Annotated in this window: 3 protein-coding genes; all 3 read left to right on the top strand. The window is 74.0% G+C overall.

The window, feature by feature from the left end; translation table 11 throughout:
• Positions 1-101: 101 nt before the first annotated feature.
• The 3 genes from AWX74_RS05630 to AWX74_RS05620 are packed head-to-tail and all read left to right on the top strand — an operon-like array spanning position 102 to position 22,509.
• A complete protein-coding gene (locus tag AWX74_RS05630; RefSeq protein ID WP_242666090.1) occupies positions 102-5,276 on the top strand; it encodes a non-ribosomal peptide synthetase in 5,175 nt (1,724 codons plus the stop codon).
• Positions 5,273-18,409 (top strand): non-ribosomal peptide synthetase, encoded by a 13,137-nt coding sequence (locus tag AWX74_RS05625; RefSeq protein WP_165615475.1) that lies wholly within the window; start codon positions 5,273-5,275, stop codon positions 18,407-18,409. Before AWX74_RS05630 ends, AWX74_RS05625 begins: the two co-directional genes overlap by 4 nt.
• Positions 18,406-22,509, top strand: a complete 4,104-nt coding sequence (locus AWX74_RS05620; protein ID WP_165615474.1) for a non-ribosomal peptide synthetase — start codon at positions 18,406-18,408, stop codon at positions 22,507-22,509. The genes AWX74_RS05625 and AWX74_RS05620 overlap by 4 nt, the downstream gene beginning before the upstream one ends.
• Positions 22,510-22,519: the final 10 nt, after the last annotated feature.

Genomic DNA, 22,519 nt, shown 5'->3' with positions numbered 1-22,519 from the left:
GGGCCGGCACCGTCCTTCTCGACAAGATGCCGCCCCACCTCGATCGGAAAGATCATCAGGCGGCCTGGTGGCCCGTCTCGCAGGGCAAGGAGCGCCTCCGCGTGAGCACCGACGACAGCAGCACCGTTGACCCGGCCCGGATCGGCGATGTCAGCCAGATCCGTGGCGGCGGCCAGGCCAGCCAGAGCGGCCAGGCCAGCCAGAGCGGCCAGGCCAGCGAGGCCAGCCAGGGCGGCCAGCGCCGTCAGGTCGGCCAGGCCGGTCCCGGTGGCGGAGCCACGGACTCGGCCGCGGCGCGCCGTCGTGCACTGGCCCGGCGCAGGCTCGCCGCGCAGGGCCTGGCCGGCGGCGGCCTTTCCGGCGGCGGTGCCGAGAACGGCGGTGCCGGCGGCGGTGTTGCCAGCAGCGGCCTCGCGGGCGGTGGCAGCGCCCCGGCGGCCCGACCGCTGTCGGCCGGCCAGCGCCGGATGTGGTCGCTGCAGAACCTGGATCCGACCACCACCGGCTACAACGTGCGGATCGCCCTCGACCTCACCGGACCGGTGCGCGCGGAGGCGATCGCCACCGCGGCGTCGGCCGTCGTCGCCCGCCACGACATCCTGCGCACCACCTACCGGATGGGTGACGACGGCGCCGTGCGCCAGGTCGTCCACCCGCAGCTGGCACCACGGGTCGAGCAGATCGACCTCACCGGACTTCCGGCCGGTGAACGCGCCACCCGCGCCGGCGAGCTGTGCACGGCACTCGCGGCGACCCCGTTCGACCTGGCGGCTGACTCACCGCTGCGGATCGGCCTTTACCGCACCGGTGCCGACGCCCTCACGATGATCGTCGTCGCCCACCACATCGCCTGGGACGACAGCACCACGACGATCTTCTTCGGCGAGCTGGTCGCCTTCCTGCAGGACCCGGCCGCCGTGCTGCCGCCGCCACCGCAGTACGCCGACCTCGCGCTGGCGCCAGCGCCGCCGCCGCGGGCGGGCCTGGAGTTCTGGCGCGAAACGCTCACCCCGGCGCCGGAGCGGCTCATCCTGCCGGAGCTCACCGGCACCGACCGGGCCGCCGGCGGCACCGACCAGACGTTCACGCTGGGCGCCGGGATGGCCGCCCGGGTCCGGGACAGCGCACGTGAGTCCGGGGCGACGTCCTTCATGGTGCTGCTCGCCGCGGTCGCGGTGCTGCTGCGCCGCTACGGCGGGGCGCGGGATCTGGTGATCGGCGTGCCCGTGGTCAACCGGGATCTTCCCGGAGGTGACCAGGCGATCGGCTACCTGGGCAACACCGTTCCGTTGCGGATGCGTGTCGAGGGCACCGAGACGTTCGCCGAGCTGATCGCGCAGGCCCGGCAGGTCTGCCTCGCCTCCTACGCCCACCAGGACGTCGACCTCGACGACATCGGCCGCGCGGCGGACCCCGAGCGGACCCGCGGCGACGCCGCCCTGTTCAACGTCGTGCTCTCGCTGCGGGCCTCGGTGCTGGACCCGTTCCGCGCCGTCGGCCTGAGGGCGTACCGGCGCCCGGTGCCCGGCGACGACGCCCGCTTCGACCTGACCCTGGCGGTGGAGACCGACAGCGACGCGATGTCCGTCGAGGCGAACCATCCGCGGACCGACGCCGCGCGCGAGCTCGTCGCCCGGATGCTGGGCCACCTCGACCGGATCCTGGACCTGGCACTGACCTGGCCGGACCGGGCACTGCACACCGTGGATCTGCTCAGCGACGAGGAACGCCACCAGCTCCTCGTCGCCTGGAACAACACCGCGACCACCGAGCCGACCGCTCCCTCCAACACCCCGACCACCGCTCCCGCCGACACCCCCGGCACCGCCGGCCACGCCGCTGCCGGCGAGGTCGTGCTGCTGCCGGCGCGCGTCGCGGCCCAGGCGGCGGCGACACCGGACGCCCCGGCCGTGCTCGCGGATGGTGACCGGCTCAGCTACCGCGAGCTCGACCGCCGCGCGAACCAGCTGGCCAGACTGCTGGCCGGGCACGGTGCCGGACCCGAGTCGACGGTCGCCCTCGGCCTGACGCGGTCCACCGAGATGGTGATCGCCCTGCTCGCGGTCGCCAGAGCCGGCGCCTGTTACGTTCCGGTCGACCCGGGCTACCCCGCCGACCGGGTGAGCCGGATGCTCACCGACTCCCGCCCGGTGCTGCTGATCACCAGGTCCGCGGACGTCGGCACCCTCCCCGAGGTTCCCGGGCTCACGGCACTGCTCCTCGACAGCGAGGACACCCGAAGCCGGCTTGCCGGGCTGCCCGACCACGACGTCACCGACGCCGACCGGACGGCCCCGCTGCTGCCGGACCACCCCGCGTACGTGATCTACACCTCCGGGTCGACCGGCGTCCCCAAGGGGGTCGTCGTCGCGCACCGCGCGCTGGCGAACCACCTGGACTGGGCCGTGCGGTGCTTCCCCGGGCTGGCCGGGCACACGCTCATGCACTCGTCGATCTCGTTCGACTTCTCCGTGACCCCGCTGCTGGCGACGCTGGCCTGCGGCGGCGCGGTCGAGCTGTGCGAGGACTCACCGGACGCCATCGCCCGCGCCCAGGGCGCCGCCACCTTCCTGAAGATCACACCGAGCCATCTCCCGTTGCTGCCCGAGGTCCGGTTCGCCACCGAGGGCCCGCGCACCCTGGTGATCGCCGGCGAGGAGCTGAGGGGCGAGGCGCTCGGGCAGTGGGCCCGGCCGGCGGACGAGCAGTTCGCCGTCATCAACGAGTACGGCCCGACCGAGACGACCGTCGGGGCCCTGCTGCACCCCGTCACGGACGAGCTGGCGGGTGCCGTGCCGGTCGGCGTACCGGTGGACAACACTGTCGGCCACCTGCTGGACGAAGGGCTACGGCTGGTGCCGGTCGGCGTGGCCGGCGAGCTCTACCTCGGCGGGAGCCAGCTCGCCCGCGGCTACCTCAACCGACCGGGGCTGAGCGCCACCCGCTTCGTCGCCGACCCGTACGGCCCGCCCGGCGCACGGCTCTACCGCACCGGCGACCTCATGCGGCGACTCCCCACGGGCGCGCTGCAGTTCCTCGGCCGGGTGGACGAGCAGGTCAAGATCCGCGGCTACCGGGTCGAGCTCGGTGAGATCGAGTCGGTGCTGCTCGGCCACCCCGGGGTCGCCCAGGCCACCGTCGCGGCGCGCACTGACGGGCCGGGCGGCCGTTACCTGGCCGGGTACCTGGTGCTGGCGGACGGCGCGGAGCCCGACCCGGCCGGCCTGCGGGCACACGCCGCGGCGGTGCTGCCCGACCACATGGTGCCCGCGACACTGACGTTCCTGCCCGCCCTCCCGCTCTCGCCGTCAGGCAAGGTCGACCGGCGCGCGCTGCCAGCGCCCCGCTTCGGCGCCGGCGCCGGCGCCGGCGCGGGCGCGGGCGCGGGCGCGGCGGACCCAGCGGACCCGGCGGGAGTGGCTGGCCCGGTGCCGGACCGGGAACCCGCCAACGCCGCGGAGGAGACCCTGGCCGGGCTGTTCGCCGAGATCGTCGGCGTGCCGTCGGCGCGGCTCGACGAGTCGTTCTTCGAGCTCGGCGGGGACAGCATCCTGGCGATCCGGCTGGTCAGCCGGGCCCGTGCGGCCGGTCTGCGGTTCACCCCCCGGGACGTCTTCGCGCACCGCACCGTCGAAGCCCTGGCCGCCGCGGCCACCGCCGTGCCGGACGGCGCAGGGTCAGGCGGTACAGGGGCAGGCAGTGCAGGCCCGGGCGGCGCGGGGGCGGGCGGCGTGGGGGTGGGCAGTGCCGCCGTCGCTGCGGGGGACACCGCAGGGACCGGCCCGGTCGCTCTGACACCGATCATGCGGTCGTTCGCCGACCGCGGCCCGCTCGGCGACGCCCACCGGATGTCCGTCGTCGTCGATCTCCCGCAGCCACCGCCGGACGGCGTACTGGAGCAGGCGCTGCAGGCTCTTCTGGACCGGCACGACATGCTGCGGGCACAGCTGGACCGATCCGGCGACCCCGTCGAGCTGACGGTCCGCCCGGTCGGATCGGTGCGGGCGGCGGAGGTGCTGCGCCGGGTCACCGTCGACCCGGCCGCGGGCGATTGGGCGGCTGCTGACCGGACGGTCGCTGACCGGACAGCCGCCGAGCTGGCCGAGGCCGCGTCCCGGCTCGCGCCGGCGCAGGGGCGCGTCCTGCAGGCGGTGCTGCTCGACGCGGGCCCGACCGCCGCGGCGAAGCTGCTGCTCGTCGCCCACCACCTGGTGGTGGACGGGGTGTCCTGGCGGATCATCGTCGCCGACCTCGCCACCGCCGCGCAGGCCGCGGCGATGGGCGCGTCCACCGGCCTTCCGCCGGTGGCGACCTCCTTCCGGACCTGGGCCGCCGGGCTGACGAGGGCGGCCGCCGCCCGTGCCGACGAGGCGGCGCGGTGGCACGAGGTGCTCGCGGGCCCGGATGCCCTGCTGGGCCGGCGTCACGCGGACCCGGCCCTCGACACCTGGTCGACCGTCCGGACGATCACCGTCCACGTCGACCCCGACGTCGCCGGGCCGGTACTGACCTCGGTGCCGGCGGCGTTCTTCGCGGGCGTCGACGATGTGCTGCTCGCCGCGCTGGCGCTGGCGCTGGCCTCCTGGACGGCCGGCCGTGGCGACGCGGCCGGCCGCGCGGCGGGGCGCAGCGCGCTGGTGCTGCTCGAAGGCCACGGGCGCCAGGAGGAGGCCGTGGCGGGCAGCGACCTGTCCCGCACCGTCGGCTGGTTCACCAGCCAGCATCCGGTGCGCCTGGACACCACCGGCATCGACCTGGCCGACGCGCTGGCCGCGGGTCCGTCCGCCGGGGCGGTCCTGCGGCGGGTGAAGGAGCACCTGCGGTCCCTGCCGGACCACGGCATCGGCTACGGCCTGCTCCGTCACCTGCACCCGGGCACCGAGCCGGGCCTCGCCGCCCGTCCCGTCCCACAGGTCGGGTTCAACTACCTCGGGCGCTTCGAAGCGCCGAGTGCGCAGGGGTGGCGCGTCGAGGCCGCCGGTCTCGACGCTGCCTACGGGGCGGACATGCCCCTGCCCGCCGGCCTGGTCGTCAACGCGGTCGCGGAGCAGACCGCCGCGGGCCCCCGGCTGAGGGCGCACTGGATGTATGCGGAGGGCATCTTCGACGCCACCGGCGTCACGGACCTCGCCCACCGGTGGCGTGACGCGCTGGGGGCGATCGCCCGGCACGCGACCGGCGCGGGCGCCGGCGGGCGCACACCTTCCGATCTTTCCCTGGTCTCGCTGAACCAGGACCAGCTCGACGCCCTTGAGGCGATGTGGAGGACGACGTGAGCACTGGTAACTCCGCGATCGAGGACATCCTGCCGCTGTCCCCGTTGCAGAAGGGCCTGGTGTTTCACTCGCTGCTCACCGACGACGGCACACGTGCGGAGGGCCGCGAGGCCGCCGCCCAGGCGGACGGCGGTGCCGGGTGCCGGGTCGACGATGGTGCCCAGGGCGGTGTCGACGTCTATGTCGCCCAGCTTGTCGTCGACCTGGAGGGCCCGCTGGACGCGGCCCGACTGCGCCGCGCCGCGAACGCGCTGCTCGCCCGGCACTCGGCGCTGCGCAGCGGCTTCGTGCTGGAGGTCGGCCAGCCGGTCCAGATCGTGCTGCGGTCGGCGGAGATCCCCTGGTCCCAGGTCGACATCACCCGCGGTGAACAGCAGGCCGCCGAGCTCCTCGCGGCCGACCGCCGGCGGCGGTTCGACCTGCGCCGGCCCCCGCTGCTGCGGGCGATGCTGCTGACCTTCGGCCCCGAGCGGCACCGGTTCGTCCTCACCAACCACCACGTCGTGATGGACGGCTGGTCGACGCCCCTGCTCATGCGCGACCTGTTCGCGTTGTACGCCGCCGACGGTTCGGCACCGGCGCTGCCCACCGCCCGGCCCTACCGCGACCACCTGGCCTGGCTCGCCGAGCAGGACGCCGCGGCGGCGCTCGACGCCTGGCGGGCAGCGCTCGACGGGGTCACCGAGCCGACCCACCTGGTGCCCGCCGCCGCCGGCGAGCCGGCCGTGCTGCCCGAGGAGATCGTCGAGCTGCTGCCGACCGACCTGGCCGCGGCGCTCGCCCGGACCGCCCGCACCCTCGGGGTCACTCTCAACACGCTGTTCCAGCTGGCCTGGGGGATGCTGGCGGGGCGGTCGACCGGCCGGGACGACGTCGTCTTCGGCGCCACCGTGTCCGGACGGCCGCCGGAGCTCGCCGGTGTCGAGTCCATGGTCGGGCTGTTCATCAACACGCTGCCGGTACGGGTGCGCCTGCGGCCCGCCGAGACGGTCGCGCAGCTCGCCACCCGGATCCAGCTCGAGCAGGCCGATCTGCTCGACCACCAGCACAGCGGGCTGGCCCAGATCCAGCAGGCCCTCGGCTTCGGCACCGGTGAGATCTTCGACAGCCTGCTGGTGTTCGAGTCCTTCCCGTTCGACGGCACGGCGATCGACGATGCGCTGAGCGCCGGCGGTCTGCGGGCGACGCGGGTCCAGCGCCCGATCTCCACCCACTATCCGCTGACGCTGATGGTGATGCCGACCGCCGGCGGCCTGGAGATCACCCTGAAGTACCTCCCGCGTGGGCTCGGTGGGGGAGAGCACGAGGCCCGGCAGCTGCTCGCCCGCCTGACAAGGGTGCTCACCGCGATCGTCGCCGCGCCCGACGCCGCGGTGGCGACCGTCGACGCGCTGTCGGCGGACGAGCTCACCGGTGCGGCGCGCCGCGCCCTCGAAGCCGGCCCGCTTGACGTCGCCGACACCACGATCGCGGACCTGTTCGAGGCGGCGGTTGACCGCGACCCGGGCGCGGTGGCCGTCGAAAGCGGCGCACGGAGTGTCACCTACGGCGAGCTCGACGAGCGTGCGAACGCGCTGGCGCAGCGGCTCGTCGCGCTTGGCGCGGGGCCGGAGAAGCTGGTCGCGCTGCTGCTGCCCCGCGGGGTCGACCTGGTCATCGGTGCGCTCGCCGCGCTCAAGACGGGCGCCGGGTATCTGCCGATCGATCCCGCCTACCCCACCGAGCGGATCGCCTTCACCCTGCGCGACGCCCAGCCGGTGGCCGTTCTCACCGAAGCCGGCCACGTGCTGCCCGGCCACGTGCTGCCCGGTCAGGAGCCGCGGCGCCTCGCGCCCGACGACGCGACGTCCACGGTGCGGCCCGTGCGGCCGGGCGGGCCAGGGCGGTCCGAGCAGGTCGCGTACGTCATCTACACATCGGGATCCACCGGCGTACCCAAGGGCGTCGTCGTCCCGAACCGGTCGGTCGTCGCGCTGTTCACCGCGGCGCGGGAGCTGTTCGACGTCGGCCCGGACGACGTGTGGACGCTGTTCCACTCGTTCGCGTTCGACTTCTCGGTCTGGGAGACCTGGGGGCCGCTGCTGTCCGGCGGCCGGCTCGTCGTCGTCCCGCACGACGTCGCGCGGTCCCCCGCCGACTTCCGGGAGCTGCTCGTCCGGCACCAGGTGACCGTGCTCAGCCAGACGCCGTCCGCCTTCTACCAGCTTGCCGCCGCCGACGCCGAACACCTGGCGGGAACCGCGCCCGGCGCGGACGGCGCATACGCAGCGGGCGGCGCACCTACGGCGGACGGTGCGAAGGCGCCGACGCCGGGGCTGGCGCTGCGGACCGTGGTGTTCGGCGGGGAGGCCCTCGACCCGGCACGGCTCGCCGGGTGGCACGCCCGCCATCCGCGGGGCCCGCGCCTGGTGAACATGTACGGGATCACCGAGACCACGGTGCACGTCACCTACCGCGAGCTGACGGCGGCGGCGTTCGGCTCGTCGTCCAGTGTTATCGGGGGCGGGCTGGCGGGCTTCACCGTGCACCTGCTCGACGGCGCGCTGCGCCCGGTGCCCGTCGGCACCGCCGGTGAGCTCTACCTCGGTGGCCCGCAGGTCAGCCGTGGCTACCTGGGACGGGCGGCACTCACCTCGACCCGCTTCGTGGCCGATCCGTTCGGTCCCACCGGGCAGCGCCTCTACCGCAGCGGTGACCTCGCCCGGTGGAGCGCCGGCGGCGAGCTGGAATACCTGGGGCGCTCCGACGACCAGGTGAAGATCCGTGGCTTCCGGATCGAGCTGGCCGAGATCGAGTCCGCCCTGGCGGGCGCGCCGGGCGTCGCCGCCGCCGCGGTCACCGTGCGGACCGACCGCCCCGGCGGCGCCTACCTCGCCGGATACGTGGTCGGTGCCGGTGTGGGTGGCGGCGCTGTCGGTGGCGGTGTCGGTGGGGTCGACGTCGCGCTGATCCGGAAGTACCTGGCCGGACGGCTGCCCGAGCACATGGTCCCGGCGGTGCTGGTCGCGATGGACGCGCTGCCGCTGACCGCCAACGGGAAGCTGGACCGCCGCGGACTGCCCGCGCCGGACCTCACCGCGGCCCAACCGGCCGGGCGGCTCGCCGCCGAGGGCACCGAACGCGTACTCGCCGGCCTGTTCGCACAGGTCCTCGGCCGGGACGTGGTCGGAGCAGACGACTCGTTCTTCGAGCTCGGCGGGGACAGCATCATGTCCATCCAGCTCGTCGCGCGGGCCCGTGCCGCCGGGCTGGCGATCAGCCCACGGCAGGTCTTCGAGCTGCGCAGCGTCGCCGAGCTCGCCGCCGCGGCGGACGCCGCCGCCATGGCTGTGGCTGATCCCGCCGGGGTGGGTGCGGCTGGCGTGGCCACGACCGGATCCGGCACGGCGGCTGCCGCCGACCCGGCGCTCGAGGCCGTGTCGAGTGGGGCCGGCGAGCTGCCCCTCACTCCGATCATGCGGGCGTTCCTCGCCCGCGGTGGTCCCTTCGAACGGTTCTCCCAGGCGGTGCTGGTGGCGACGCCGGCCGGAGCGGACCACCCGCGCATCCGCCGGGCCGTGCAGATGCTGCTCGACCGGCACGACATGCTGCGGGCCACCCTGACCACGACCGGCGGGCCGGCCGGCGCGACCACGGTCGGGTCCGCGGCCGAGGCCCCGGCGCAGCCCGTTCATCGGCTCTCGATGCGTCCGGTCGGGTCCGTCGACGCCGAGCAGGTGCTGCACCGGGTGGACCTGCCGGCCGCGGGCGCGGCGGACCTGCTCCGCCGCGAGCACGCCGCCGCCGTCGCCAGGCTGGACCGCAGCGCCGGTGTGCTTGTGCAGGCGACCTGGTTCGACGCCGGCGCCGCGCGTCCCGGTGCGGTGCTGCTGACCTGTCATCACCTCGCCACCGACGGCTACTCCTGCCGGATACTCGCCGAGGACCTCGCCACCGCCCTCGGGCTTCCCACGGTCGCCGCCACCGCGGACGCGGAACCTGGCACGGACCTGCCGGACCTGCCGGGCCCGCCTGCGGTGGGGACGGCGTTCGGGGAATGGGCGGTACGGCTGGACCGGCTCGCCGCGGCGCGGACCTCCGAACTGCCGTTGTGGCGAGCGGTTCTCGCCGATCCGGAGCCGGCGCTCGGCGCGCGGCGGCTCGACCACCGCAGGGACACCCGGGCGACCGTGCGGACCGTCTCGCTGAGCGTCCCGGCGGAGGTCGCCGGTCCGGTGCTCGGCACGGTACCGGGCGCGTTCCACGCCAGCACCGTTGATGTCCTGCTCGCCACGCTCGGCGTCGCGGTCGCCCGGTGGCGGGCCGCGCGTGGCGTGCCCGCGGCGGCGACCGTGGTCACGATCGAGGCGCATGGACGCGAGGAGCAGGTCCTGCCCGGGGCGGACATCTCCCGCACGGTCGGCTGGTTCACCACCCAGTACCCGATGCGGCTCGACACCTCCGGACTCGACCTCACGGCGGCGCCGGCCGGTGGGACGGCGGCCGGCGGGGTGGCGGCCGCCGCCATGGTCAAGCGGGTCAAGGAACACCTGCGCGCGATTCCGGACAACGGGATCGGTTACGGCCTGCTCCGTTTCGCCGGCGCGGACGCCGAGCTGGCCCGTCATCCCGAACCGCAGATCCTGTTCAACTACGTCGGGCGCGTCGACGGGGGCCTCGTGGGCCCGGTGGGACCGGCCGCATCAGTCGATCCGGTGGAACAGCTCGGATTCGCCGGGATCTCCTTCGGGGGCGTGGCACCCGCGGCCGACCCCGAGCTCCCCGCGGCGGCGGCGCTCGTGACGAACGTCGCGGCGAGCGACGGGGCGGACGGTCCCGAACTCGCGCTGCGCCTGCAGTTCCCGGCCGGGCTGTTCACCGACGACGAGGTGACGGCACTCGCCGAGCGATGGATCGAGACCCTCGCCGCGCTGGCCGAGGAGGTCGACAGCCGGGGCGCGGGTGGGCGGACCCCGTCCGACCTGCCCCTGGTACGCGCGACGCAGGCCGACGTCGAGCGCTGGGAGGCCCGCTATCCCGCGCTCGCCGAGGTGCTGGGACTGTCGCCGCTGCAGGAGGGCCTGCTCTTCCACGCGCGTTTTGACGCCGGCGCGGTCGACTTCTACTCCGTGCAGCTCGTCGTTGACCTGCGCGGGCCGCTCGACCTGGCCCGGCTGCGCGCGGCGGCGCGCGAGCTGCTCGCGTTGCACCCCGTGCTGCGCACCGCCTTCCCCGACGAGGGGGACGACCCGGTGCAGGTCGTTCTCGGTGAGGTCGAGCTGCGGCTCACCGTGCTCGACCTCACCGCCCCCGACCCAGCTGGCCCCGACCCTGCTGGCTCGGACCCGGCCAGCCGGCTGGAGGAGTTCCTCGCGCACGACCGGACGGCCGGATTCGACCTGGCCGAGCCGCCGCTGCTGCGGCTCACCCTCGTCCGGCTCGGCGCGCACGAGCACCGGCTGGTGGTCACCAACCATCATCTGGTCCTGGACGGATGGTCCACCCCGCTCGTCGTGCGTGACCTCTTCCAGATCTACGAGTCCGCCGGCTCGGGTTCCGGCTCGGGCTCGGGCGCCGGCCTCGGGACCGGGACCGGGCTCGCCCGCCCGCGCCCCTACCGGGACTTCCTCGCCTGGCTGCACCGGCGCGACCGTGAGGCCTCGCGCGCCGCGTGGGCGCAGGTGCTGGCCGGGGTCGACGAGCCGACCCTGCTCGCCGGCCCGGACCTGCGCGACCCCACCGTGTTCCCCGCCGAGGTGATCGACGTCATCCCGGCGGAGCTCGCCGCACGCCTTCGCGACGCCGCCCGGGCCTGCGGGGTCACGCTCAACACGCTGCTCAGCGCCGCCTGGGGCCTGGTGCTCGGCCGGATGTCCGGCCGCGACGACGTCGTGTTCGGCGTGACCGTCTCCGGCCGCCCGCCGGAGATCCTCGGCGTCGAGTCGATGGTGGGACTGTTCATCAACACCGTTCCGACCCGGGTGCACTGGTCGCCCGCGGACACCGTGCGCGCGCTGCTCGAACGCCTCCAGCAGGCGCAGACGACAGTCCTCGAGCACCAGTACCTGGGCCTCAACGAGGTTCAGCAGGTCACCGGGGTGCCGGCCGGGCGGCTGTTCGACACCCTCATGGTCTTCGAGACCTTCCCGCTCCAGACCGCGGACCTGCTCGACGCCGGGCGCAGCGGCGGGCTGACCGCCGAGGTCGGCTGGTCACGCGGCTACACGCACTACCCCCTCACCCTGATGCTGATGCCGGACGCGGACGTCATCCGCATCAAGCTCGAATACCGCACCGACGTGTTCACCGCCGATGCGGTGCGCGCGACGATGCGCCGCATCCTGGACACGCTGACCTTCTTCGCGGGCCACCTCGACGCACGGCTCGCGGCGGTGGATGTCCTCACCGCCGCCGAACGTCAGCTTCTGCTGGACGAATGGAGCGGCAGGGCCGCGGCGCGGCCTGAGCTGGGACCACGCCCGGCTTCCGGTGAGCATTCCCTGCTCGTGCCGAAGGCTGCCAACGATTCGCCTACCACTGGCTTCCCGTCGGTTCTCGATGTGTGGGATGCCGTGGTGGCCGGGGGTTCTGCCGAGGTGGCGGTGGTGTGTGGGGGTAGGTCGTTGTCGTTTGGTGTGGTGGATGGTTTGGCGGGTCGGTTGGCGGGTGTGTTGCGGGTTCTTGGTGTGGGGGCTGAGTCGCGGGTGGGGGTGGTTCTTCCGCGGGGTGTGGATGTGGTGGTGGTGATGGTGGCGGTGTGGAAGGCGGGGGGTGTGTTCGTGCCGGTGGATGGGGGTGCTCCGGCGGGTCGGGTGGGTGCGGTGCTGGGTGAGGCCGGGGTTTCGGTGGTGGTGTCGGTGTCGGAGCTTTCGGGGTGTCTGGAGGGGTTTTCGGGTCCGGTTGTCCTGATGGATGAGCCGGCTTCCTGGCCGGCTGATGATTCTGGTGTGGGTGCTGTTCCGAGGGTTTCTGTGGGTGGGGATGCGGCGGCGTATGTGGTGTTCACGTCGGGGTCGTCGGGTCGGCCGAAGGGTGTGGTGGGGACGCATGCGGGGTTGGTGAATCTGGTGTTGGCGCATCGGGGGGCGGTGGTGGAGCGGGCGGTGGCTGCGGTGGGGGGTAGGCGGTTGCGGGTGTTGAATGTTCTGTCGTTTGCGTTTGATGGTTCGTTGGATCCGTTGGTGTGGATGTTGTCGGGGCATGCGATGCATGTTCTGCCGGATGCGCTGATGGGGGATTCGGCGGGGATCGTTCGGCTGGTCCGGGGAGAGCGGGTTGATTTTGTGGATGTGCCGCCTTCTTTGTTGGAGTTGCTGGTGGGGGATGGGCTTCTTTCGGGGGGTTGGGTGCCGTCGGTGGTGGCGACGGGTGCGGAGGCGGTGGGTTCGCGGTTGTGGGAGCAGCTTGGTGCTGCGGTGGGGGTGTGGGGGCTGAATTTCTATGGTCCGACGGAGTGCACGGTGGATGCGACGTGGACGGAGATCGAGGCGGGTGTGGCGCCGCATATCGGCCGGCCGGTGGCGGGGGACAACGTCTACGTGCTCGACCGAGCGCTGCGCCCCGTCCCGGTAGGGGTCGTGGGTGAACTCTATGTCGGTGGTGCGGGCGTCGCCCGGGGATATGTCGGGCGGTCGGGGGAGACGTCGTCGCGGTTTGTCGCCGATCCGTTTGGTTCGGGTGGGCGGTTGTATCGCACGGGTGATGTGGTGCGGTGGCGGTCGGATGGCAGTCTGGAGTATCTGGGTCGTGCCGATGATCAGGTGAAGATTCGTGGTTATCGGGTGGAGCCCGGTGAGGTTGAGGCGGTGCTGGGTGGGCTGCCCGGGGTGAGCCAGGCCGTGGTGGTGGCGAGGACCGATGGTGGGATCACCCGGCTGGTCGGTTATGTGGCCGGGCTGCCGGGCTGGGATCTGGATCCGGTCGCCCTGCGGGCGGCGGTGGCGGAGCGGTTGCCGGAGTATCTGGTGCCGTCGATGGTGCTGGTGTTGGAGGAGTTTCCGTCGACGCCGAACGGGAAGCTGGACCGCCGGGCCCTGCCCGCACCCACCTTCGCCGGCGGTGCGGCCGGCGGCGGGCGCATCCCGCGCACGGCGGCCGAGCGCCTGGTCGCCGGTCTGTTCGGTGAGCTGCTCGGTGTCGACGAGGTGGGGCTGGACGACTCGTTCTTCGCCCTCGGCGGGCACTCTCTGCTCGCCGCCCGGCTCATTTCCCGTCTCCGCTCGGCGGCCGGCGCCGAGATACCGGTCCGGACGGTGTTCGACAGCCCGACCGTCGCCGGTCTCGCCGCGGCCCTGGACGCCGGCCGGCCCTCGGCTGGCCGGCCACCTCTGCTGCGCCGTGCCCGGCCCGCCCAGCTCGCCGGGGACGGGGAGCCCGAGCGCCTGCCGCTGTCGGCGGCGCAGCAGCGGCTGTGGTTCCTGGACCGGCTCGAAGGACCGTCCGCCACCTACACGATCCCGTTCGTCGCCCGGCTGCGCGGAGGGCTCGACATCGAGGCCCTCACCGCCGCGATCGACGACGTCGTGTCCAGGCACGAGACCCTGCGCACAGTCTTCCCCGACGAGGCAGGCACGCCCTACCAGCGGATCCTGGCCGACACCCGGGCCGCGGTGACCGTTGTCGACGCGGCGCCCGGGACGCTGGCCGGGCTGGTGGCCGAGGCTGTCGGCAGGCCGTTCCATCTGGAGACCGAGCCCCCGCTGCGGCTGCACCTGTTCCGCCTCACACCGGACCATCATGTGCTCGCCCTGGTGCTGCACCACATCGCCGGCGACGAATGGTCCACCGACCCGCTGCTGCGCGACCTGGGCACCGCCTACGCGGCCCGGGCGGCGGGCGACACCCCGCAGTGGGCGCCGCTGCCCGTCCAGTACGCCGACTACACGCTGTGGCAGCGTGACCTGCTCGGCGACGCCGCCGACCCTGACAGCATCCTCGCCGGGCAGCTGGCCTACTGGACGGACACCCTCGCCGACCTGCCCGACGAGATCGGGCTGCCGGTCGACCGCCCGCGCCGCGCGCAGGAGACGTCCCACCGTGGCGGCGTGACGCGGTTCGGGGTACCCGCGCGGGTCGTGGCGGACCTGCGGGCGCTGGGCCGGGACACCGGTGCCACCGAGTTCATGACCGCGACCACCGCGGTGGCCGTGCTGCTGCACAAGCTCGGCGCGGGCCGGGACATCCCGCTGGGCGCGCTGTCCGCCGGCCGGTCCGACGAGGCGCTGCAGGACCTGGTCGGCTTCTTCGTCAACACCGTCGTGCTGCGGGCCCGGCTCGACGGCGACCCGACCCTGCGTGACCTGCTGCTCGGCGTGCGGGAGACGGCACTGGGGGCGTACGCGCACGCCGACGCGCCCTTCGACCGGGTCGTGGACGCGGTCAACCCAGCGAGGGCCGCCGGGCGGCATCCGCTGTTTCAGGTCATGGTCGACTTCCGGGTCGCCGGCGGCGCGGCCACCGGGCTGCCCGGGCTCGACGTCACGCCGCTGACCGACGGCGGCCCCGGCGGCGACCACGCGGGCGACCAGACCGCCGGCGCCAAGTTCGACCTGGCGTTCTCCTTCACCCCGACGCCCGACGGCGGCTACGACGCAGCGGTCGAGTACGACGCGGACCTGTTCGACGCCGCCACCGTCGAGCGGCTGGCCGAACGCCTGACGCGGATCCTGCGCACGCTCGCCGCCGCACCGGGGACGACGCTGTCGGGCCTCGACATCCTCGACGGCGCCGAGCGTCACCGGCTGCTCGTCGAGTGGAACGACACCGCCGCGCCGCTGTGCGACGACACGGTGCCCGGCCTGTTCGCGGCGCAGGCCGCGTGCACCCCGGACGCACCGGCGGTCATCGACGGTACCCACCGGCTCACCTACGCGCAGCTCGACCGGCGCGTCGACGCCGTCGCCGCCGCGCTGACGGCCCGCGGGATCGGCACCGAGGACATCGTCGGCGTCCACCTCGACAGGTCCGCCGACCTCGTCGCGGCGCTGCTCGCCATCGGGCGGATCGGCGCGGCGTTCGTCCCGCTGGAACCCGCGTGGCCCACCCGGCGGATCGCCGACATCCACCGCAGTGCCCGGCTGCGCGCCGTTGTCAGCGCCACCGGAACCGGGCTGCCCGACGCCGACGAACTGGACGTCCCCGTCCTGCTCGTCGGCGACCTGCCGCCGGCGCCGGCACCGGTGCCAGTCGCGCCGCTGGACCCGGACGGACTCGCCTACGTCATCTACACCTCGGGCTCCACCGGCACCCCGAAGGGGGCGATGATCTGCCATCGGGCCATCGCCGCCCGGCTGCTGTGGCAACGCGAGCTGCTCGGCTTCGGCCCCGGTGACGCGGCGCTGTTCAAGGCACCGCTCGGCTTCGACATCTCCGTCAACGAGGTCCTCCTGCCGCTGGTCACGGGCGCCACGGTGGTGATCGCCCGACCCGGCGGCGAGCGGGACGTCGACTACCTGCTCGACACGATCGTCCGGCACCGGGTGACGTTCACCTACCTGGTCGCCTCCATGCTCGACATGCTGCTGGCCCTGCCCGGCATCGACGCCGCCGCCGGCACCCTGCGCCATGTGTGGTGTGGCGGCGAGGCCCTCACCCCCGAGCTGTTCGCGCGGTTCCGGGCCCGCCTCGACGCGGTCATGTACCACGGGTACGGCCCGGCCGAGGCGACGATCGGCGTCAGCCACGACATCTACCGCGGCGCCGCCGCCCGTGACGCGCTGAGTATCGGCCGGCCCAACCCCAACACCCGCCTGTACGTCCTCGACGAGGCGCTCAGCCCGGTGCCGGTCGGGGTCGCCGGTGAGCTGTACGCCGGCGGCCTGCCACTCGGCCGCGGGTACGTCGGCGATCCCCGCCAGACCGCGGCACGCTTCGTGGCCGACCCCTGGACGCCCGGTGCCCGCCTCTACCGCACCGGCGACCTCGCCCGCTGGGCCCCCGACGGCACTCTGGAGTTCATCGGGCGCGCGGACCACCAGGTGAAGATCCGCGGGATGCGGGTCGAGCCGCAGGAGATCGAGGCGGTGCTCGGGGAGCACGAGGACGTCCGCCAGGCCGTGGTCGTCACCCACCGCACCGCCGGCGGAGCCACCCTGCTGGTCGGCTACGTCACCGGCCACACCGGCCACACCGGCGATGCCGATCGCACCGGCGCCGGACACGGGCAGCCGGCGGACGGTGACGCGCTGCGCGCCTGGCTGGGCGGCCTGCTGCCCGACCACATGGTGCCCACGGTCATCCAGTGGCTGGACGCCATCCCGCTGACACCCGCCGGCAAGGTCGACCGGCGCGCGCTGCCGGCGCCGGACCTGCGCGGCACCGGCCGGGCGGCCGGCTCGGCGACGGAGGAACTGCTCGCCGGGCTGATCGCGGGACTGCTCGGAGTGGCGCAGGTGGGTCCCGACGACTCGTTCTTCGCCCTCGGCGGGGACAGTATCGTCTCCATCCAGCTGGTCGCCCGGGCTCGGGCGGCCCGGCTGCGGATCACCCCGGCGGACGTCTTCACCCATCGCACCGTCGCCGAGCTGGCGGCGGCCGCCGACGCGCGGGCCGCCCAGGCCGCCCAGGCCGCGCGGGGCGACGGTGAGCCGGCCGCCCGTCAGCACGCCGCCGTCGGCGCCGTGCCGCTCACCCCGATCATGCGTGAGATCCTCGACCGGGACGGTGGCCCGCGGCTGCGGTTCGCCCAGGCCGCGGTGCTCACAGTGCCGGCCGGCCTCGACCTCGCCGCGCTGCGCGCCGCGGTCGACGGGCTGTGCCGTGAGCACGCCATGCTGCGTGCCGTCACCGGCCGGGACGCCGACGGTGGCTGGACTCTGACCGTCCCGCCGGTGGACGCGGCCGCGTCGGGCGCTCCCTTGGTACGTCGGGTCGACGCTGTCGCTGCCGCCGACGCTGCCGCCGAGGCCGCGCCGGCGACCGGAGCCTGGAGCCTGCCCGCGGCGGCAGCGCTGGTCCGCGCCGAGACCGACGCGGCGGCGGACCGGCTCGACCCGGCCGCCGGCCGGATGATCCAGGCGGTGTGGTTCGACGCCGGGACCGCGCCGGGACGGCTCTCGATCGTCATCCACCACCTGGCCGTCGACGGCGTCTCCTGGCGGATCCTCATCCCGGATCTGGCCGCCGCCTACCAGGCCGTGGCCGCCGGCCGGGAACCGGACCTCGGCCCGCCCGCCACCTCGTTCCGGCACTGGGCGCTCGGCCTGACCGAGGCGGCCCGCCAGCCCGTGCGGCTCGCCGAGCTGCCGCTGTGGCGGGAGATGGGCGCCGGCGACGAACCGCCGCTGGGAACGCGGCCCCTGGACCCGGCCCGCGACCTGGCCGCGACGGTGCGCACCGCGCGGTGCGAGCTGGACGTGCCGCTCACCCGGTCGCTGCTGACCGACGTCCCGGAGGCCTTCTTCGCCCGGGTCGACGACGTCCTGCTTGCCGGGCTGGGGCTGGCTGTCGGTGCCTGGAACCGGGAACGCGGCCGGGTCGCGGCCGACATCCGGGTGCTGCTGGAGGGCCATGGGCGGGAGGAGCCGGTGGTGCCCGGCGTCGACCTGTCGCGCACCGTCGGCTGGTTCACCACGCGGTACCCGGTGAAACTGGCCGTCGGCGGCGTCGACCTGGACGACGCGCTGGCCGGCGGTCCGGCGGCGGGCGACCTGGTCAAGGCGGCGAAGGAACGCCTGCGCGCGATCGCGGACCACGGCCTGGGCCACGGGCTGCTGCGCGTCCTCAACCCGCGGACCGCGCCGCAGCTGGCGCGGGCCCCCGAGCCGCAGATCGTCTTCAACTACCTTGGCCGCTACGGCGGCGCCGCGGCCGACGGCACCGAGGCCGGCGGCCCGTGGACGCAGTCGGCCGAGTTCGCCGACCTGGCCGGAGTCGAGGACCCCTCGGCTGCCGCGGCGGCCCCGCTGGAGATCACCGCGCTCACCGAGGACACCGCGGACGGCCCGGTGCTGCGGGCGACGTTCGCCGCACCCGGCGGGCTGTTCACCGCGGCCGAGCTCGACGCTCTCGCCGCCGCCTGGCAGGACGCCCTCACCGCGCTCGCCACCCATGTCGCGGGCGGGGCCGGCGGTGGCCACACCCCGTCGGACATGGCCCTGGTGGCGCTGGACCAGAGCACGCTCGACGCCTTCGAGGAGAGGTGGCGCACCCCGTGAGCCGTTCGAACATCGAGGAGATCCTCCCCCTCGCGCCGCTGCAGGAAGGCCTCTTCTTCCACGCGCTGGCCGAGACGGACGCGGCCTACACGGTGCAGACCATCCTCGACCTGGCCGGGGATCTCGATGAACCCCGCCTGCACGCCGCCGCACAGGCGCTGGTCGAGCGGCACGCCAACCTGCGGACGGCCTTCATCACCGCTCCCACCGGAGCGGTGCAGGTGGTGCTGCGCACGGTCACCGTCCCCTGGTCCACCGCCGACGTGACCAGCGCACCGACAGCCGCGTCCGCGGCGGAGACCGCGGCGGGCGGTTCCGCGCAAGCGCGGGCGCAGCTGCTGGTGGACGCCGAACGGGACCGCCCGTTCGTGATGGACGCACCGCCGCTGATCCGTTTCCTGCTGATCCGGACCGGGCCGCACCGCCACCGGCTGGTCATCACCTCGCACCACATCCTCCTGGACGGATGGTCGGGCCCCCTGCTCCTGCGGGACCTGTTCGACCTCTACGCCGGGACGCCCAGCGCACCACCCCGGCCCTACCGGGAGTACCTGGCCTGGCTGGCCGGCAGGGACAAGGACGACTCCCTCGCGGTCTGGCGCGAGGCCCTCGACGGCCTGACCGAGCCGACCCTGCTCACCGCCACCGCCACCGCCACCGATGGTGCGGACGCCCCGGCACCGTCGGCCGCCGCCGCTCCGCCCGCCCGCCTGGCGGTACCGCTCGACCCGGGCACCCGCCGGCGGCTCGTCGAGCTGAGCCGAGATCACGGTGTCACCCTGAGCACGGTCCTGCATGCGGCCTGGGCGATCACCCTGAGCCGCTCCGTCGGCCGGCAGGATGTCGTCTTCGGCGCCACCGTCTCGGGCCGCCCGCCGGAGATCGCCGGCGTCGAGTCGATGGTGGGGCTGTTCATCAACACCGTCCCGATCCGGGTCGCGCTGCGGCCGGGGGAGACGGTGAGCGGCCTGCTGGCCCGCCTGCACCGGGCGCAGACGGCGACCCTCGACCACCAATACCTGTCCCTCGCCGAGGTCCAGGCGGTCTCCGGGCTCGGAGCGTTGTTCGACACCCTCCTGGTCGTCGAGTCGTATCCCGTCGACGAGGCCGAGATCGGCCGGGTGCGGGCGGCGATCGGCCTCGACGTGGCCGCGGTCCGCACCGAGGACGCCACCCATTACCCACTCACCCTCGTCGCCGAGACCGCCGACGGCCCGGTCCTCGAGCTGGAACACCGCCCTGAGCTGCTGCCGTCGCGGAAGGCTGACGAGGTGGCGACCACACTCGCCGCCGTCCTCGCCGCCATGACCGTGGCCCCGGAGCACACCCCGATCGCCCGCCTGGCCGTGCCCGCACCGCCGGGTTTCCCGGCCGAGGGCGCAATCATCGAAAACGGGCCACGAAATATCCGAAACACCTCGGTGAATGCCCCGGTAAATCTTCTTGATGTGTGGGAAAGGGTGGTTGCGGGGGGTTCTGGCGAGACGGCGGTGGTGTGTGGGGAGACGTCGTTGTCGTTTGGTGTGCTGGATGGTTTGGCGGGTCGGTTGGCGGGGGTGTTGCGGGTTCTTGGTGTGGGTGTGGAGTCGCGGGTGGGGGTGGTTCTTCCGCGGGGTGTGGATGTGGTGGTGGTGATGGTGGCGGTGTGGAAGGCGGGGGGTGTGTTCGTGCCGGTGGATGGGGGTGCTCCGGCGGGCCGGGTGGGTGCGGTGCTGGCCGAGGCCGGGGTTTCGGTGGTGGTGTCGCTGTCGGGGCTCGGGGAGCGCTTGTCTGCTTTCTCGGGTCCGGTGGTGTTGATGGATGAGCCGGGTTCGTGGCCGGTGGTCGGTTCCGAGTCTGGCCCCGGTTCTCGGGTGGGCGGGGATGCGGCGGCGTATGTGGTGTTCACGTCGGGGTCGTCGGGTCGGCCGAAGGGTGTGGTGGGGACGCATGCGGGTCTGGTGAATCTGGTGTTGGCGCATCGGGCGGCGGTGGTGGAGCCGGCCGCGCGTGCGGTGGGGGGCCGGCGTCTGCGGGTGTTGAATGTGTTGTCGTTTGCGTTCGATGGTTCGTTGGATCCGTTGGTGTGGATGTTGTCGGGTCATGCGATGCATGTTCTGCCGGATGGGTTGATGGGGGATTCGGCGGGGATTGTGCGGCTGGTTCGGGGGGAGCGGGTTGATTTTGTGGATGTGCCGCCTTCCTTGTTGGAGTTGCTGGTGGGGGATGGTCTTCTTTCGGGTGGCTGGGTGCCGTCGGTGGTGGCGACGGGTGCGGAGGCGGTGGGTTCGCGGTTGTGGGAGCAGCTTGGTGCTGCGGTGGGGGTGTGGGGGCTGAATTTCTATGGTCCGACGGAGTGCACGGTGGATGCGACGTGGACGGGGATCGATGCGGGTGTGGCGCCGCATATCGGCCGGCCGGTGGCGGGTGATCGTGTGTATGTGTTGGACGGGTCTTTGTTGCCGGTGCCGGTGGGTGTTCCCGGTGAGCTTTATGTGGGTGGTGCGGGGGTGGCGCGGGGGTATGTGGGCCGGTCGGGCGAGACGTCGTCGCGTTTCGTCGCGGATCCGTTTGGTTCGGGTGGGCGGCTTTATCGCACGGGTGATGTGGTGCGGTGGCGGTCGGATGGGGCGTTGGAGTATCTGGGTCGTGCCGATGACCAGGTGAAGATCCGCGGGTATCGGGTGGAGCCCGGTGAGGTCGAGGCTGCGCTCGGTGCTCTGGCCGGGGTGAGTCAGGCGGTTGTCGTTGCCCGGACCGATGCTGGGATCACCAGGCTGGTCGGCTATGTGACCGGGCAGCCGGGCTGGGACCTGGAACCGGACTCCCTGCGGGCGTCCGTCGCGGAGCGCCTTCCGGAGTATCTGGTGCCGTCGGTGGTGCTGGTGCTGGAGGAGTTCCCGTCGACGCCGAACGGGAAGCTGGACCGCCGGGCCCTGCCCGCACCCACCTTCGCGTCGGACGTCTCCCGCCCGCCGTCGACCGTCACCGAGAAGGCGCTGTGTGCGCTTTTCGCCGAGCTGCTGGGCCTGCCCGCGGTCGGTGCGGACGACTCGTTCTTCGCGCTCGGCGGGCATTCACTGCTCGCCGCACGCCTCGCCGTGCGGATCCGCCGTGAGTTCAAGGTCGACGTGGCGCTGAGTGTCGTCCTGCGGGAACCGACCCCGGCCGCGCTCGCCGCGTGGCTGGACGGGGCCGCCGGCACCGGGGCCGCCCCCGGGGCGGGCGCCGTCCGGTCGGCACCCGACGCGCTCGACCTGCTGCTTCCGCTGCAGCGTGCCCGCCGCCAGCCGGCCGCGGCCCCGGCGGTGCCGCTGTTCTGCGTGCATCCCGGGCTCGGGCTGAGCTGGGCGTACACCGGGCTGTTGGGGCATGTCGGTGCCGAGCGCACCGTCTACGGGCTGCAGGCGACCGGGTTCGACGGCCGTGGGCGGCCGACGGTCGGCGAGATCGCCGCGCGCTACGCCGACGCCGTCGTCGCGGCGGAGCCGGCCGGGCCGATCCACCTGCTGGGCTGGTCGCTCGGTGCGGTGCTGGCCCACGCCCTCGCCGGTGAGCTGGAGCGGCGCGGCCGGGAGGTGCCGCTGATCGTGATGCTGGACGGCTACCCGCAGGCCGCCGACAGCCAGGCCGGGCCTGCCGCCGATCCGACCGAAAGCGCCGCCGATCCGACCGCCGGCGAGCTGGCCGGTGACGGTGACGGTGTCGCGCTGGCGCGCTTCCTGCACACCCTGCTGCAACGGGCCGGGTACCCCGTCGACGGGCTCGACCCGGACGGCGTCACTCCGGCCGCCGCGCACGCCGTCGCCGCGCGGACCGACGGGCCGCTGCGCGGTGTCGACCCAGAGCGCCTGGCCGCGCTCGCGCGCAGCCTGCTGGCGGTGGCGAACGTCGATCTGAGCGCCGTGCCGGGGCGGTACCGCGGCCGGGTGGAGTTCATCCGCGCCCGGCCGGAGCCCACCGAACCCGGCGAACCCGAGGCTGATCCCGATGCCTGGGCGCCGTATGTCGCCGGCGGGCTGCGCGTCCATCCCGTGGACGTCGTCCACGAGGAGCTCATGTCTCCGACGGCGCTCGCCGTCGTCGGCCCGCTCGTCGCGGCCGCGCTGCGGCCGTGGTGACCCCCACAAA

The organism is Parafrankia irregularis, from assembly GCF_001536285.1.
Lineage (GTDB): Bacteria > Actinomycetota > Actinomycetes > Frankiales > Frankiaceae > Parafrankia > Parafrankia irregularis.
The sequence above is the reverse complement of the archived record's forward strand: the minus strand, read 5'-3'. Positions and strand labels throughout refer to the sequence as shown.